18 protein-coding genes are annotated in these 14,895 nt (G+C 73.0%); 14 read left to right on the forward strand and 4 right to left on the reverse strand.

Features of this window, described 5'->3' with window-relative positions; genetic code table 11:
• The first annotated feature begins 24 nt into the window (after positions 1-24).
• Complete coding sequence (gene lipA, locus NFT33_RS05670) at positions 25-1,017, forward strand: lipoyl synthase (RefSeq protein ID WP_251673804.1); 993 nt, start codon at positions 25-27, stop codon at positions 1,015-1,017.
• On the opposite strand, the gene NFT33_RS05675 is transcribed toward lipA, so the two are convergent.
• Entirely contained in the window at positions 1,018-2,769 is a 1,752-nt protein-coding gene (locus NFT33_RS05675) for an ABC transporter ATP-binding protein/permease (RefSeq protein WP_251673806.1), read from the reverse strand.
• Positions 2,770-2,907: 138 nt separating this feature from the next.
• Here NFT33_RS05675 and NFT33_RS05680 point away from each other — a divergent pair, with 138 nt between their 5' ends.
• Positions 2,908-3,099 (forward strand): hypothetical protein, encoded by a 192-nt coding sequence (locus tag NFT33_RS05680; protein ID WP_149504831.1) that lies wholly within the window; start codon positions 2,908-2,910, stop codon positions 3,097-3,099.
• Here NFT33_RS05680 and NFT33_RS05685 read toward each other — a convergent pair.
• On the reverse strand, positions 3,074-4,243 hold the full coding sequence (locus NFT33_RS05685; RefSeq protein ID WP_251673808.1) for a zinc-binding metallopeptidase family protein: 1,170 nt from the start codon (positions 4,241-4,243) through the stop codon (positions 3,074-3,076). The two genes, NFT33_RS05680 and NFT33_RS05685, sit on opposite strands and share 26 nt — an antisense overlap.
• Before the next feature lie 83 nt (positions 4,244-4,326).
• On the opposite strand from NFT33_RS05685, the gene NFT33_RS05690 reads away from it, so the two are divergent.
• From NFT33_RS05690 to NFT33_RS05735, 10 genes are all read left to right on the forward strand, one after another.
• Positions 4,327-5,370, forward strand: a complete 1,044-nt coding sequence (locus NFT33_RS05690; RefSeq protein ID WP_309296120.1) for a YihY/virulence factor BrkB family protein — start codon at positions 4,327-4,329, stop codon at positions 5,368-5,370.
• A 70-nt stretch (positions 5,371-5,440) separates the two neighbouring features.
• Positions 5,441-5,752, forward strand: a complete 312-nt coding sequence (locus NFT33_RS05695; protein WP_251673810.1) for a BON domain-containing protein — start codon at positions 5,441-5,443, stop codon at positions 5,750-5,752.
• 83 nt (positions 5,753-5,835) lie between these two features.
• Positions 5,836-7,842 carry an AsmA family protein gene (locus NFT33_RS05700; RefSeq protein WP_251673812.1) on the forward strand — a complete coding sequence of 669 codons (2,007 nt, stop codon included), beginning with the start codon at positions 5,836-5,838 and terminating at the stop codon, positions 7,840-7,842.
• 135 nt (positions 7,843-7,977) lie between these two features.
• Entirely contained in the window at positions 7,978-8,409 is a 432-nt protein-coding gene (locus tag NFT33_RS05705) for a hypothetical protein (protein WP_251673814.1), read from the forward strand.
• Between the two features lie 34 nt (positions 8,410-8,443).
• The gene (locus NFT33_RS05710; RefSeq protein ID WP_149504825.1) at positions 8,444-8,683 is read left to right on the forward strand and encodes a hypothetical protein; all 240 of its coding nucleotides are present in this window, start codon (positions 8,444-8,446) and stop codon (positions 8,681-8,683) included.
• Positions 8,684-8,744: 61 nt separating this feature from the next.
• Positions 8,745-9,821 carry an MlaE family ABC transporter permease gene (locus tag NFT33_RS05715; protein WP_251673816.1) on the forward strand — a complete coding sequence of 359 codons (1,077 nt, stop codon included), beginning with the start codon at positions 8,745-8,747 and terminating at the stop codon, positions 9,819-9,821.
• The gene (locus NFT33_RS05720; RefSeq protein WP_251673818.1) at positions 9,821-10,606 is read left to right on the forward strand and encodes an ABC transporter ATP-binding protein; all 786 of its coding nucleotides are present in this window, start codon (positions 9,821-9,823) and stop codon (positions 10,604-10,606) included. Before NFT33_RS05715 ends, NFT33_RS05720 begins: the two co-directional genes overlap by 1 nt.
• Complete coding sequence (locus tag NFT33_RS05725; protein ID WP_220784644.1) at positions 10,606-11,649, forward strand: MlaD family protein; 1,044 nt, start codon at positions 10,606-10,608, stop codon at positions 11,647-11,649. The genes NFT33_RS05720 and NFT33_RS05725 overlap by 1 nt, the downstream gene beginning before the upstream one ends.
• Positions 11,646-12,281 carry a PqiC family protein gene (locus NFT33_RS05730; protein ID WP_149504822.1) on the forward strand — a complete coding sequence of 212 codons (636 nt, stop codon included), beginning with the start codon at positions 11,646-11,648 and terminating at the stop codon, positions 12,279-12,281. The genes NFT33_RS05725 and NFT33_RS05730 overlap by 4 nt, the downstream gene beginning before the upstream one ends.
• Before the next feature lie 110 nt (positions 12,282-12,391).
• Positions 12,392-12,559 carry a hypothetical protein gene (locus tag NFT33_RS05735; RefSeq protein WP_180692974.1) on the forward strand — a complete coding sequence of 56 codons (168 nt, stop codon included), beginning with the start codon at positions 12,392-12,394 and terminating at the stop codon, positions 12,557-12,559.
• Here NFT33_RS05735 and NFT33_RS05740 read toward each other — a convergent pair.
• On the reverse strand, positions 12,541-13,599 hold the full coding sequence (locus tag NFT33_RS05740) for an alkene reductase (RefSeq protein ID WP_251673820.1): 1,059 nt from the start codon (positions 13,597-13,599) through the stop codon (positions 12,541-12,543). The genes NFT33_RS05735 and NFT33_RS05740 overlap by 19 nt on opposite strands.
• A gap of 119 nt (positions 13,600-13,718) precedes the next feature.
• Here NFT33_RS05740 and NFT33_RS05745 point away from each other — a divergent pair, with 119 nt between their 5' ends.
• Together NFT33_RS05745 and NFT33_RS05750 are read left to right on the forward strand one after the other, a co-directional pair.
• Positions 13,719-13,883 carry a hypothetical protein gene (locus NFT33_RS05745; RefSeq protein ID WP_156027794.1) on the forward strand — a complete coding sequence of 55 codons (165 nt, stop codon included), beginning with the start codon at positions 13,719-13,721 and terminating at the stop codon, positions 13,881-13,883.
• A gap of 153 nt (positions 13,884-14,036) precedes the next feature.
• The gene (locus NFT33_RS05750) at positions 14,037-14,276 is read left to right on the forward strand and encodes a hypothetical protein (protein ID WP_220784641.1); all 240 of its coding nucleotides are present in this window, start codon (positions 14,037-14,039) and stop codon (positions 14,274-14,276) included.
• Between the two features lie 42 nt (positions 14,277-14,318).
• Here the strand turns inward: NFT33_RS05750 and NFT33_RS05755 are convergent, their stop codons facing one another.
• Complete coding sequence (locus NFT33_RS05755; RefSeq protein WP_220784639.1) at positions 14,319-14,894, reverse strand: YceI family protein; 576 nt, start codon at positions 14,892-14,894, stop codon at positions 14,319-14,321.
• Position 14,895: the final 1 nt, after the last annotated feature.

The following is a 14,895-nucleotide window of genomic DNA, read 5'->3' on the forward strand; positions in this document are numbered from 1 at the left end:
CCCCACCGGGATCCTGGACGCACCATGCCGACCGACAACGTCACCCACACCGCGCAGACCGGCGCGAACTACGACCCGACCGCCAAGCAGAAGGCCGAGGCCAAGACCGCGCGCATCCCGATCAAGATCGTGCCGGCCGAGACGCTGAAGAAGCCCGACTGGATCCGCGTCAAGGCCGGCAGCCCGACCACGCGCTTCTACGAGATCAAGCAGATCCTGCGCGAGCACAAGCTGCACACCGTCTGCGAGGAGGCGAGCTGCCCGAACATCGGCGAATGCTTCGGCAAGGGCACCGCGACCTTCATGATCATGGGTGACAAGTGCACCCGGCGCTGCCCGTTCTGCGACGTCGGCCACGGCCGCCCGGATCCGCTGGACGTGGACGAGCCGGCCAACCTGGCCAAGACGATCGCGGCACTCAAGCTGAAGTACGTCGTCATCACCTCGGTCGACCGCGACGACCTGCGCGACGGCGGCGCCGGCCACTATGCCGAGTGCATCCGCGCCACCCGCGAGGCCTCGCCGCAGACGCAGATCGAGGTGCTGGTGCCCGACTTCCGCGGCCGCCTGGACAAGGCGCTGGCGATCCTGAAGGACGCGCCGCCCGACGTCATGAACCACAACATGGAGACCGTGCCGCGCCTGTACAAGGAAGCGCGCCCGGGCGCCGACTACCAGTTCAGCCTGACGCTGCTCAAGCGCTTCAAGGAAGAGGTGCCGAACGTGCCGACCAAGAGCGGCCTGATGGTCGGCCTGGGCGAGACGGACGAGGAGATTCTCGAGGTCATGCGCGACATGCGCGCGCACGACATCGACATGCTGACCATCGGCCAGTACCTGGCGCCGAGCGGCCACCACCTGCCGGTGCGCCGCTATGTGCACCCGGACACCTTCAAGATGTTCGAGGCCGAGGCCTACAAGATGGGCTTCACGCACGCGGCGGTGGGCGCCATGGTGCGCTCGAGCTACCACGCCGACCAGCAGGCGGCGCACGCGGGCGTCACGCCGGCAGCCTGATCAGGCCGCATCGGCGCCGCCCTCGCCGAAGCGGTGGCTGCGCGCCGGGTGCAGCGACCAGCCGCCGTCGCCATGCAGCCGCAGCACCTGCTGGTGATAGGCCAGCAGCGCCGGCCGGTGGCTGATGCTGACCGGCGTGCTGCCGGCGGCCACCAGCCGCGCGTACAGCAGCGCCTCGTTGGCCGCGTCCAGCGCGCTGGAGGCCTCGTCCAGGATGACGAAGCGAGCCCGCGAGCGCAGGGCCCGCGCGAAGGCCAGGCGCTGCTGCTCGCCGGTCGACAGCACCTTGGCCCAGTCGCGCACCGCGTCGAGCCCGCCGACGCGGTCGGCCAGGTCGGGCAGGTTGACCTCGCGCAGCAGCGCGCGCAGCGCCTCGTCGGGCAGCGACCGCTCCGGATGCGGGTAGAGCAGCTCGTCGCGCAGCGTGCCGGTGCCCAGGTAGGGGTGCTGCGGCAGGAACATCACCTCGTCGCCGTCGGGCCGCACGATGCGGCCCGAGCCGGTGGTCCACAGCCCGGCGATCGCACGCAGCAGCGAGCTCTTGCCGCAGCCGCTCGGGCCCTCGATCAGCAGGCCGTGGCCGTCGCTGATCGTCAGCGACAGGTCGCGGATCAGCAGGTGCTCGCGCTGCGGCGTCATCACCGCGACATGCTCGAGCGCGAAGTCGCGCCCGGGCAGCGTCTCGATGCGGCTGTCGCTGCGGCCGCCGCCGGCCTCGAGCCGGTCGAGCGCGCGGCTGAACTCGTGCAGCCGGTTCACCCCGGCGCCGAAGCGGCTCAGGCTCTCGAAGTGCTGCACGATCAGCGTCAGCGCGCCCAGGATGGCCGAGAAGGCGCCGGCGGCCTGGATCGCGCGGCCGACCTCCATCTCGCCCGACAGCACCTGGTCGGCGATGATGATGCTGGGCAGCGCCATCGTCAGGAAGCTGTGGCCGTACTGGAACAGGTTCAGGCCGAACTGCCAGCGCAGCACCTGGCGTGCATTGCCGTACAGGCTGGCGAACAGGCCGCGCAGCCGGCCGAGCTCCTCGCGCTCGCCCTCGTGGAAGGCGATCGGCTCGGCATGCTCGCGCAGCCGCACCAGGCCGAAGCGGAAGTCGGCCTCGCGGCGAAGCTGGCGGAAGTTCAGCCCGATCAGCGGCCGCCCGAACACCGCGATCGTGATCCAGGTGCCGGCCACCGCGTAGACGATCAGGAAGGCGACGAGCAGGCGCGAGATCGACCACAGCACGCCGGTGAAGGCCACCAGCTCGATGAGCGCGCCGAGCAGCACCATCAGGAAGTACAGCGACTGGCCGGTGAAGCTGTTGACGTCCTCGGCGATGCGCTGGTCGGGGTTGTCGATCGCCGCGCCGGACTGCTGTGTCAGCCGGTAGAAGGCGCGGTGGCCGAGGTAGCGCCCGAGCAGGTGCGCGGTGAGCCAGCGCCGCCAGTGCAGCCCCAGCGTGTCGCGCACGAAGTAGTAGCAGGCCCACAGCGGCACGGCCACCACCAGCAGCAGGCTGAAATGGCGGATCGCGCGCCAGAAGCGCTCGGCGTCGCCGGCGGCCAGCGCCGAGGTGAACTCGCCGCTCTGCTGGTTGAACAGCACGTTGAAGCTGGTCTGGCCCAGCAGCAGCACGATCAGCAGCGCCAGCAGGCCGATGGCGCGCGTGCGCTCGGCGCCGCTCCAGTACGGACGGGCCATCGCGACGAAGCGCCACCACAGGCGGCGGTCGACGGGAGGATGGTCGATGGGTTCGGCTCGGTTCATCGGGAAGCGGGTGCAGGACAGGACCGACAGGCCGTCGCGGTCCGGACTCACAGGCCGGCACAGGCGCGATGCCTATCCTGAAGTCAGTGGTCCCGTGTGGTTTTGGGGCTGATCATCATTTGCCCTGGAGTGTTCATCATGGATCTTTCTGTCCGCTGCCTGTCCGTCCACCGTGTGCGCCCGGGGGCGCTGATCGCCTGCCGGGCCGGCTGCTCCTCGCGACTGCGCCGCCAGGGGCGCAGCCCGGTGCCGGCCGGTGCGGGCACGATCGTGCACTGCCGGTGGAACGAGCGGCTGCATGGCATCAGCCTGCAGGCGTGCTGCGGCTGAGCGCGGCCTCGCGCACCGTCTGGTGCACGAAGGCGAGCCGGTCCAGCACCGGATCGGCGACCACGAAGGGCCAGGCGTCGCCCTGGCCGAGGCTGCGGCCCATGCTGTTGAGGAAGCGCGACAGCGGCAGCCACTCGTCGACCAGCACCCGGCGGAAGTCGCGCGTGCCAGGCAGCGCGGCCAGCGCGGTGTCGGGCTCGACCGCCGGGCCGGCGACCGGATCGCCCTGCAGCCGCACGCCCCAGTGGCTGGCGGTGTCGAGCGAGTCCGAGATGTGCATCCAGTGCGCCCAGGTCTCGGCCCAGTCCTCCCACGGGTGCATGGTCGCGTAGGCGCTGATGTGGCGCTGCGGCCAGTCGGCCGGCGCGCCCTCGCGGTAGTGGCGCTCCAGCGCCTGGCCGTAGTCGGCGCGCTCGTCGCCGAACAGCGCGCGGAAGGCCGCCAGGCGCCGCTCGTCCTTCGCGATCAGCTGGTCCCAGTAGAAATGGCCGATCTCGTGGCGGAAGTGGCCCAGCAGCGTGCGGTAGGGCTCGTGCATCGCGGCGCGCCGGGCCTCGCGGGTGGCGTCGTCGGCCTCGGCGATGCTGACGGTGATCAGGCCGTGGTCATGGCCGGTGAGCACCGGTTCGGGCGCGTCGGGCAGCTCCTCCAGGAAGCGGAAGGCCAGGCCCTGCGGATCGACCGGGCGACGCGGGATCGGCAGGCCGGCCGCCAGCAGGCCGTGCAGCAGCCGGCGCTTGGCGGTCTCGAGCCGGCTCCAGGCCTCGAGATTGCCCGGCCGGTCCAGCGCCGGCAGCACCTCGGTGCAGCGGCAGCTCAGGCACAGCGGCTCGCCGTCGGCGTCGTCCGCGTCGCTCAGCCAGTTGCAGACGCCCTGCGGGGCCGGCGCGGCGTCCGCCCCGTGCGGCAGCGCGTGGTGGGCGCACGGCCGCAGCCGGCCGCCGGCCGCACGCTGCTGCAGCGCCTGCGCGGCCTCGGGCGCCAGCGCGGCGGTCGAGGGCTGCAGCGTGCCGTCCGGTCCGGGCTGCCAGGCCAGCAGGCTCATCGTGGCCGGATCGAAGGCCAGTGCATGGCCGCAGCCCTCGCAGCGGGTGTTCTCGAAGAAGACGGTCTGGCCGCAGTGGCTGCAGTGATAGGTGTTCATGACGGGTCGAAAGAGGAGGCGCGTCGCCAGTGTGGTCTTGGCCCGGGCGCGCGGCCGTCGTCCGAGGGCGTGAGCGCGCGTCGGTGCCGTCCTACGACCGGCTGCGCCGCCGGCTGCTGGCCGCAGGCTCGGCCGGCGGCGACAAAGGGCGGATGAATGCGCCCCTCCCTCCCCAAGCTCCCGCTCCCGCTCCCGCCGCCACTGCGTTTTCGCCGGCCTGGTCGGCGATGCTGCGCCGCACGCTGTCGTCCTGGATCGACGACGACGCGCCGACCCAGGGCGCGGCGCTGGCCTACTACACGCTGTTCTCGATCGCGCCGACGCTGCTGATCGCCATCGCGGTGGCCGGGCTGGCCTTCGGCGAGGAGGCGGCGCGCGGCGAGATCCTGGGGCAGCTGCGCGGCCTGATGGGCGAGGAGGGCGCCGCCACCGTGCAGGCGCTGCTGGCGAGCCTGCGCCTGCCCGAGACCGGCGGCCTGGCGATGCTGACCGGCCTGGGCACGCTCTTCATCGGCGCCACCACCGTCTTCGCGCAGCTCCAGGGCGCGCTCGACCGCATCTGGCAGGCGCCGCAGCCGCCCGCCGCCGGCCTGCTGGCCTGGGTGCGCGCGCGGGTGCTGTCCTTCGGCATGGTGATGGCGATCGGCTTCCTGCTGATGGTCTCGCTGGTGACCAGCGCGGCGCTGGCGGCGTGGACGAACTGGTGGAACACCCGGCTGCCGGCCTGGTCGCTGCTGCTGCAGGGGGTCAACGCGCTGGCCGGCTTCGGCCTGGCGACGCTGGGCTTCGCGATGATCTACAAGATCATGCCGCGGGTGCGGATCGCCTGGCGCGATGTCTGGGTCGGGGCGGCGGTCACCGCGCTGCTGTTCAGCGCCGGGCGCACGCTGATCGGCCTGTACATCGGCCGCAGCGGCGTGAGCAGCGGCTTCGGCGCGGCGGGCTCGCTGGTGGTGGTGCTGGTCTGGGTCTACTGGTCGGCGCAGATCTTCCTGCTGGGCGCGGAGTTCACCTGGGTCTGGGCGCATGCACGCGGCTCGCGGCGTCCGGCCGGGCCCATCGGCGGCGTCCTACAGCGGGCGGCGGGCTTCTCCGATCGAAAGGCCCTGCACGGCCTCCCAGAATGAAGTCATCGGGAATCGAACCCGATGACCAGCGGATCGATCCCGATCGCTACCACTTCCAAGGAGATACACCATGTTCCGTGCCACCGTCGCTGCCCTTGCCGCCGTGTCCGCCCTCGTCGTCCTGCCGGGCTGCGCCGTCAGCCGCGGCCAGTCCACCGTCGGCCAGTATGTCGACGACACCGCGATCACCACCGCGGTGAAGGCCCGCTTCGTGGAGGCCAAGAGTGTCGATGCCACGGCCATCAGCGTCGAGACGCTCAACGGCACGGTGATGCTCTCGGGCTTCGCCAAGAACGCGACCGAAAAGGGCGCGGCCGAATCGCTGGCCCGCTCGGTCAACGGGGTGAAGGAAGTCCGCAACGAGATCGTCGTCCGGATGTGATGATGAACGACGGGATCGCCGCCGATCCCGCCGTCCGCACGCCGACCGCCGCGCCTTCGCGGCGGTTTTTGCTTGTGCGTCGGATGGCGGCCGGGGGCGCCGCGCTGCTGGTGGCGGCTGCGGCCGCGCTGGCCTGGGGCGAATGGCGCGGCTGGCCCTGGCTGGCGGGCTGGAGCGAGGGCTGGCTGTCGGGCCAGCTCGGCCGCGAGCTGCGCTGGCGCCCACCCGAGGCACCGTCCGGCAGCGCGCCCGGCTGGCGGCTGTCGCTGATCGGCCCGCTGCGACTGCAGGCGGCCGACCTGGCGGTGGCCGATCCGGCCGGTGCGGCCGCCGCGCGGCCGTCGGCGCCGGCAGGCCTGCCGGCGGGCTGGACGCTGCATGCCCGCGATCTGGACCTGCGGCTGCGCTGGCGCGACCTGCTGGCCTGGCGCCGCGGCGAGCCGCTGCGCATCGAGCAGGTCGGCATCGGCCACATCGCCGCGCGGCTGCAGCGCGAGGCCGACGGCCGCGCGAACTGGCTGCTCGAGCGCGCCGCCGACGCGCCGGCACGGCCGCGGCCGGCGGTGCAGATCGGCACGCTGTGGCTGCGCGAGGGCCGGTTGGCGATCGACGACCGGCCGCTGGCGCTGCAGGCCGACGCGGTGTTCTCGCTCGACGAGCGCGGCGTGAAGCTGCGCTCGGGCGGGCGCTGGCGCCAGCAGCCGCTGTCGCTGGCGCTCGAGACCGGCTCGCCGCTGCCCTGGATCGCGGCCGGTGCGGCGGCGCCGGTCGGCTTCGCGCTGTCGCTCGAGGCGGGCGCGACGCTGCTGCGCGCGCAAGGCCGCGTGCGCGACCTGCTGGGCCTGCGCGGGCTCGACACCGGCTTCACGCTGTCGGGGCCGTCGCTGGCGCGGGTGGGCGAACCGCTCGGCCTGACGCTGCCGACCACCGCGTCGTTCCGGGCGCAGGGCCGCCTCCTGCGCGAGCCGGCCGAGGCCTCGCCGTGGCGGCTGCAGCTGGCGCAGGCCCGCATCGGCCGCTCCGAGCTGAGCGGCGACTTCGTGCTCGACACCGCTGCTGCACGCCCGCAGCTCGGCGGCACGCTGCGCGGGCGCGCGCTGTGGCTGGCCGATCTCGGCCCGGCCATCGGCGTGCCGGCGCAGGCGGTCGAGCGCCAGGCCGCGGCCGCCGACGGCCGCATCCTGCCGGACCGCCGCTTCGATCTGCCTTCGCTGGACCGCATGGACGCGGCGCTGACCGTCTCGCTCGACCGGCTCGAGCTGGGCGAGGCCTTTGCGCGGCCGATCGCGCCGCTGCAGGCGCGGCTGCGGCTGCAGCAGGCGGTGCTGTCGATCGACGAGCTGGCCGCGCGCGTGGGCTCGGGCGGCCAGATCACCGGCTCGATCGGCCTGGACGCGCGCGGCGCGCAGGCGCGGTGGACCACCGCGCTGCGCGCCACTGGCGTGCCGCTGGAGGACTGGCTGCGCCAGACCCGCGCCTCCGGCGCCGGGCCCTGGATCAGCGGGCGCCTGTCGGGCGATCTGCTCATGCAGGGGCAGGGCCGCTCGACGGCCGAGCTGCTGGCCAGCGCCGACGGGCGGCTTCGCCTGGGCATCACGCAGGGGCGCATGTCGCAGCTGGCGCTGGAGGCCGCCGGCATCGACGTCGCGCAGGCGCTGGGCCTGCTGCTGGTCGGCGACCGGGGGCTGCCGCTGCGCTGCGCGGTGGCCGACCTGCAGGTGCGCGACGGCACCGCGACGCCGCGCGTGATGCTGGTGGACACGCCGGACTCGCTGGTGGTGGTGGACGGTGCGCTGTCGCTGGCCACCGAGCAGCTGATGCTGCGCGCGCGGGTGCGGCCGCACGACTTCAGTCCGCTGTCGCTGCGCACGCCCATCGATGTGCGCGGCACGCTGGCCCGGCCGAAGGTCTCGCTGGACACCCGCGGCCTGGTGCAGCGGCTGCTGCCCTCGGCGCTGCTGGCGCTGGTGACGCCGGCGGCGGCGTTGCTGCCGCTGCTCGACCCGGGCGACGGCGGCAGCGATGCCGGCTGCCGCGACCTGGCCTCGCGGCTGGGCACGGCCAGCGACCGCCGCGGCGCCGGCCGCTGATCCCGCCGGCATCGTCCTACAGCGATGCCGGATCCGGCCCACACGCCGACGCGGCGACGGCTCATGGGCAGCGGCCCGGGCGGCTCCTAAAGTGACTCCATCGCAGTTCAGCCCCCCTCACTCAAGGAGATCCAGATGTTCAACGACAAGCTTCCCCTGACCCCCGACACCACCGCCTCGGCCAAGCTGCACGATGTGGCCGACCGCATCGACGCCGCCGGCCAGAAGGCCGCCGACAGCGCCTCGACGCTGATCGAGAAGACCCGCGACGGCGCTGCCTCGGCGCTGGACACGCTGGCTGACAAGGTCGAGACCGCACGCACCGAAAGCGGCTCGGCGCTGCACCGCGCGGCCGACAGGATCGAGTCGATGCACACGCGCGGCGTGGCCGCATGCCGCGACACCGGCGCCAAGGTGCGCGAGCAGGCCTGCGTGAAGCGCGACCAGGCGGTCGGCTACATCCGCAGCGAGCCGGGCAAGTCGGTGCTGATGGCCGCGGCGGCCGGTGCCGCGCTGGTCGGACTGATCGGCGCCATGTCGAGCCGCCGCCGCCGCGACGCGGTCTGACGCCCCTGCGCCCACCCGTCCGCCGGAGCCTGTGATGTGCGATGTGCTGATGGCCTCGACGAGCCTGCCGCCGGTCCCGCTGCGGCACGGCGCCGTGATGGCCAGTGATGCCGATCTGGCGCGCCTGATGCACTGGTTCTTCGACGGCGACCCGCCGCCGGAGCTGGCGGCGCCTGCTCTGCAGGCCAGCGAGGCGGGTGCGTTGCTGCGCCGCAGCGGCGCCGGGTATGATCCGCGCATCATGAAGACCACCGGATCCCGCTCGAGTGGATGAGGCCCCGTCTCCTTCGCCGGGGTCCGCGCCCCATGTCCATGCCGCCGGCGAACCCGGCGGCATGACCGTCTGGACGCTGTCGGGCGACTGGCGCGCCGCGGCGCTGCCGGACTGGCCGCCGCGGTCGGCCGCGGCCGGCCTGAGGCTGCGCGCCGAGGCGCTGCAGGGCTGGGACGCGCGCCTGGCCGCGCGCCTCTGGGGGCTGCTGCGCTCGGCCTCGTCCGGCATGGAGGTGCAGCTCGACGATTCGCTGCCCGAGGGCCTGCGCGCGGTCATCGCGCAGGCGGGCGCGACGGCCGCGCCCGCGCCCGCGGCCGCTCCCGCGCCGAAGCCGGCCGTGTGGTGGCGAGGGCTGGAGCGCCTCGGCCGGCGCGTGCTCGACGGCCACGGCCAGTTCGCGGTCAGCCTCGGCTTCTTCGGCCAGACGCTGCTGGCGCTGGCGCGCGTGCCGCGCGGCGGCAGCGGCCTGCGCTGGCGCGACCTGGTCTGGCAGGTCGAGCAGACCGGCCCGCGCAGCCTGCCGATCGTCTCGCTGGTCAGCGTGCTGGTCGGCATGATCCTGGCGTACATGGGTGCCGAGCAGCTGCGCCGCTTCGGCGCGCAGGTCTTCATCGCCGATCTGGTGACCATCGGCAGCGTGCGCGAGATCGCCGCGCTGATGATGGCCATCCTGCTGGCCGGGCGGGTCGGCGCGGCCTTCGCCGCCGAGCTCGCCAGCATGAACGCCAGCGAGGAGATCGACGCGCTGCGCACGCTCGGCCTCGATCCGGTCGAGCACCTGGTGCTGCCGCGGCTGCTGGCGCTGCTGCTGGTGGCGCCGCTGCTGACGCTCTACGCGGCGCTGCTGGGCATGGTCGGCGGCTGGGTGGTTGCGGTCGGGGTGCAGGGCGTCGATTCCTTCCAGTACCTGCAGCGCGCCGGCGAGGCGCTGACGCCCGCGCATCTGGGCATCGGCCTGTTCAAGGGCACGCTCTACGCCGGCCTGGTCGGGCTGGCGGGCTGCCGCCAGGGCCTGAACGCGCAGCGCAGCGCCGAGGGCGTCGGCCGGGCGGTGACCGCCTCGGTGGTGCAGGCCATCGTCTGGATCGTCGTGGCCGCGTCGGTGACGACCATCGTCTTCCAGAGGCTGGGGTGGTGATGGCGACGGATGCCGACATCATGCGGGTCGAGGGCCTGACGATGGCGCACGGCGAGCGCGTCATCCAGCAGGGTCTGGACTTCGCGGTGCGCCGCGGCGAGATCCTGGCGATCATGGGCGGCAGCGGCTGTGGCAAGAGCACGCTGCTGCGCCACATGATCGGGCTGCAGGCGCCGGCGGCCGGGCGCATCCTGCTCGAGGGCGCGGACCTGAACGATGCCGACGAGCGGGTGCGCCGGCGCCTGCGCCGCCGCCTGGGCGTGATGTTCCAGGCCGGTGCGCTGTGGAGCTCGATGAGCGTCGGCGAGAACCTGATGTTCGCGCAGCGCGAGAGCCTGCGCGACGACGACGGCCGGCTGCGCCAGCGCGTCGACGACGAGGCGCTGGCGCTGCAGGCGCGCTTCCGGCTCGCGCTGGTCGGGCTGGACGGCAGCTTCGAGCGTCTGCCCGCCGAGCTCAGCGGCGGCATGCGCAAGCGCGCCGCCATCGCGCGCGCGCTGTGCGCCGACGCGCCGCTGCTCTTTCTCGACGAGCCCTCGGCCGGGCTGGACCCGCTGGCCTCGGCCCGGCTCGATGCGCTGATCCTGCAGCTGCGCGCGGCGCTCGGCATGACCGTGGTGATGGTGACGCACGAGCTCGACAGCCTGTTTGCGGTCGCCGACCGGGCGCTCTTCCTCGACGCGCGCCAACGCACGATGACCGCGCTCGACAACCCCCACCAGCTGCGCGAGCACGGCCCCGACGAGGTCCGGGCCTTCCTGCGCCGCGACCGGAGCGATTCCTGATGAACGACGGCCCGCCTTCCCGACCCTCCCGCGCCTCACGTCCGGTGCTGATCGGCGCCTTCGTGCTCGGCGCGCTGGTGCTGATCGTCGCGGCGGTGCTGGCCAGCGCCGACGGCCGGCTCTTCGCGCGCAAGGACAGCGTGGTGATGCATTTCAGCGGCTCGATCTTCGGGCTGCAGGTGGGCGCGCCGGTGGTCTTCCGCGGCGTGCGTCTGGGCAGCGTGACCTCGATCGGCCTGAGCTACGACGCCGGCCAGGACCGATTCTCCATCCCGGTGGTGGCCGAGCTCGACCCGGAGCTGATCGACCAGGTCGGCGCCGGCGGCACGCCCCGCGACGGACTGCGGCTGGAGACGCTGGTCGAGCGCGGCCTGCGCGCGCAGCTGCAGATGCAGAGCCTGCTGACCGGCCAGCTCTATGTCGACCTGGATTTCCGCGCCGACCGGCAGGCCTCGCGGCTGGGCGCTCGCAGCGGCATGATCGAGATCCCGACGGTGACCACCGCGATCCAGGACATCAAGAACCAGGTCGACGGCATGGACCTGCGCCGCATGGTCGACGATCTGGCCTCGATCGCGCGCTCGGTGCGCCAGACGGTGGGCTCGCCGCGCATCGAGTCGACGCTGGCCCAGGTCGAGCAGACCGCTGCCAGCCTGAACCGGCTGGCCGAGCGGCTGGACCGGCGCAGCGGCCCGCTGCTCGATGCCGCTGACCGGGCGCTGGGCGACACCCGGCGCTCGATGGACGATGTGTCGGCGGCTGCGGCGCGGGTCGGCGCGGCGGCCTCGGGCGCCGAGGCGCTGCTGCAGCCCGATGCGCCGCTGATGCGCAGCCTGGGCCGCAGCGCCGACGAACTGGCCCGCACCGCCGCAGCCTTGCGCGAGACGGCCGAGGCCGCCGGCCCCGACAGCGCGCTGCAGCAGAAGCTCGAGCAGACGCTGGATGACCTCTCGCGTGCCGCTCGCTCGCTGCGCGCGCTGTCCGACACGCTGGAGCAGCAGCCTCGCTCGCTGCTGACCGGTCGACCCCAGGAGCTGCCATGACGACTTCGCGCCGCCGGATGCTCTCCGGCCTGGGCCTGAGCCTGCCCCTTGTGCTGACGCTGGCCGGCTGCGCCGCCGCGCCGACCCGGGTGCCGCGCCTGCTGCGACTGGAGGCCGAGCCCCGGCCCGAGCCAGGGGGCGCGACCGACCTGTCGGCCGCACCGGTCTGGCATCTGCAGCGCGTCCAGCTGCCGGCCTATCTCGACCGCGAGCTGGTGCTGGCCGGTCAGGGGGCGGGCTCGCTGCAGGCGCTGCCGGAGGTGCGCTGGGCCGAACCGCTGGCCGAGGCGGTGCCGCGCCTGCTGCGCCGCGACCTGGCGCGTGCGGCGACCGAGGCCGGCCAGCCGGTCCAGGTCTGGGGCGCCGCGCTGCCGGCCGGGCTGAGCGCCGCGCTGCGCCTGCGCATCGACATCGAGCGGCTCGAGGCCGATCTGGCCGCCGGCCGAGTGCGGCTGGCCGCGATCTGGGTGGTGTCCGATCCGGCCGGACGGCAGACGGCCCGCTCCGGCCAGCTCGAACTGGCCGAACCGCTGGCCGGCGAGACATCGGCCGAGGCGCTGGTCGCCGCCCATCGCCGCGCGCTGCAGCGGCTGGCCCAGGCGGTTGCGGCCTCGGCCCTCCGCGGACCTTGACGTAGGAATTGTCCTGCACGCACCTGCGCTACCGGATGGCAGCCGGCCAGCGGGCGCCACGGCACAGTGAGGCCCATGCCCTGTTCTTGCCCCTGTACCTGGAGTCCGCCATGGACGCTCTTGCCCGCTGGATCTATCCGCTCATCTGCCTGCTGAGCCTGCTGCTGGTGATCGCCACCGCCGCGATCGACCATCAGGGGGCCTACCCGGACGGCAGTGCCGTCGGGCAGGTGGGCACGATGCTGCAGACGCTGGCCGCTCAGCCCAGCGCCGGATAGTCGGTGTAGCCCGTCTCGCCGCCGCCGTAGAAGGTGGACGGATCGGGCCGGTTGAGTGCGGCGCCCTGGCGGATGCGCTCGACCAGATCGGGGTTGGCGATCGCCAGCCGGCCGAAGGCGACCGCCTCGGCCTCGCCGCGCCCGAGCAGGGCCTCGGCGCTGTCCGGATCGAGGCCTTCATTGGCGATGACCGCGCCGCCGAAGGCCTCGCGGATCACCGGCAGCAGCCGGCCGGCGCCCAGATGCTCGCGCAGGCACAGGAAGGCCACGCCGCGCCGGCCGAGCTCGCGCGCCACCTGCGTGAACAGCGCCTGCGGATCGGAGTCGCCCATGTCGTGCGCGTCGCCGCGCGGCGCCAGATGCACGCCGACCCGCCCCGCGCCCCAGACCTCGATCGCCGCGTCGACGATCTCCAGCAGCAGCCGCATGCGGTTCTCGATCGGGCCGCCGTAGGCGTCGGTGCGCTGATTGCTGCGGTCCTGCAGGAACTGGTCGATCAGGTAGCCGTTGGCCGCGTGGATCTCCACGCCGTCGAAGCCGGCGCGCCGGGCGTTCTCGGCGCCCTGGCGGTAGGCGGCGACGATGCCGGGCAGCTCGTCCAGGGCCAGCGCACGCGGCGTCACGTAGGGGCGCTTCGGGCGCACCAGGCTGACCTCGCCGGCCGGCGCGACCGCGCTGGGCGCGACCGGAAGCCCGCCCTCGAGAAAGACCGGGTCGGAGATGCGGCCGACATGCCAGAGCTGCGCGACGATGCGCCCGCCGGCGGCATGCACCGCCTCGGTCACGCCGCGCCAGCCCTCGACCTGCGCCTCGCTCCACAGCCCCGGCGTGTCGGCATAGCCCACGCCCTGCGGCGTGACCGCGGTGGCCTCGCTCAGGATCAGGCCGAAGCCGGCGCGCTGCGCATAGTGGCGCGCCATCAGCGCATTGGGCACCCGGTCGGCGCCGACCGCACGGGCCCGCGTCAGCGGCGCCATCACGATGCGGTTGGGCAGATGCAGATCACCGAGCTGCAGCGGGGCGAGAAGGGGTCGGGTCATGATGCCGTGTTGCTGATTTGTTTAGGAAAGCTGAAGGCGGGCGGTGCGCGCGTCATCGCGCGTCAGCCTTCAGCCGTTGTGGGGGCTCCGACAGCGATCACAAGCACCGTCCCACCGCCATGAAGCATTTCCTTCGCACCATCGAACATCAAGCCCCGCGCCGTCTGCCGGTGCAGGAGCGCCAGACCGACAAGGGCCGCAAGCAGGAAACCTTCGACTACGGCCGCATCGACAGCCACTCGCGTGGTCTGGCCTTCGCGCTGCGCATGGACCGCAAGCGCTGACGCGCTGAAAAAACCGGGGCCAGACCATGGCCGACACAAGCCTTCAGTTCGTGATGTAATTCACTGAAATGAATATCCGTGTCGGTTTCGTGAAGCGTGGCAAGTGCGTGGAAGCGGCTTGTCATGTCTGCAGACCGCAGGAGGCCCCGCACCATGAACGTTCATCGCTCCTCTCCCCGCAGCCTGTTCGAGCGCGTGCTGGTTGCGTGCGCCCAGCTGGTGCTCTTCTGCCTGGCGATGCCCGCGATCCTGCTGGCCGTGCTGGCCGGCGGGCTGGTCGCGGTGCTGGCCGGGCTGCTGTCGACGGTGGGTCTGACCCACCGCCAGCCGCGTGCGCCCTGGCACCGGGCCGGCGTGGCGCTGCGGGTGCTGCTGCGGCGGACTGCCAGCTGACCCGGCGCAGTTCGCCGGGCCGGGCCGTGTGCCGCGTCTCGCTTACTGCTTGACCGCCTCGACCTGGATCACCAGGCGCATGTCGTCGGCGAAACCGTAGTTCAGGCCGTAGCTGGCGCCCCACTGGCTGCGCTTGATGCTGGTCTCGAAGTCGCCGCCGCAGACCTCGCGCTTGAGCATCGGGTTCTGGTAGCAGTTGAACTTGGTCGCCTTCAGCGTGACCGGGTGGGTCTTGCCCATCAGCGTGAACTGGCCGGTCACTTCCTTGACCTTGTCGCCTTCGAACACGAACTTGTCGCCGACGAAGCGGGCGGTCGGGTAGGCCGCGACGTTCAGGATCTCGGCGCTCTTCAGGTGGCTGTTGAACGGGCCGGTGCCGGTGTTGACCGAGTCGACGTCGATGGTGATGTCGACCTTGCCGGTCTTGCCGGCGCGGTCGAACTGGACCGTGCCTTCCTTCTTGTCGAAGCGGCCGCGGTTGGTCGAGGTGCCGAAGTGGTCGATCTCGAAGGTCACGAAGGTGTGCGTCGGCTCGATCGCGTAGGTGGCCGACTGGGCCTGGGCGGCAGTGGCGAACAGGGCCGAGGCGGCGGTCAGCGCGAGCAGGGTCTTCTTCATG

It is taken from the genome of Sphaerotilus sp. FB-3, from assembly GCF_023706025.1.
Lineage (GTDB): Bacteria > Pseudomonadota > Gammaproteobacteria > Burkholderiales > Burkholderiaceae_C > Sphaerotilus > Sphaerotilus sulfidivorans.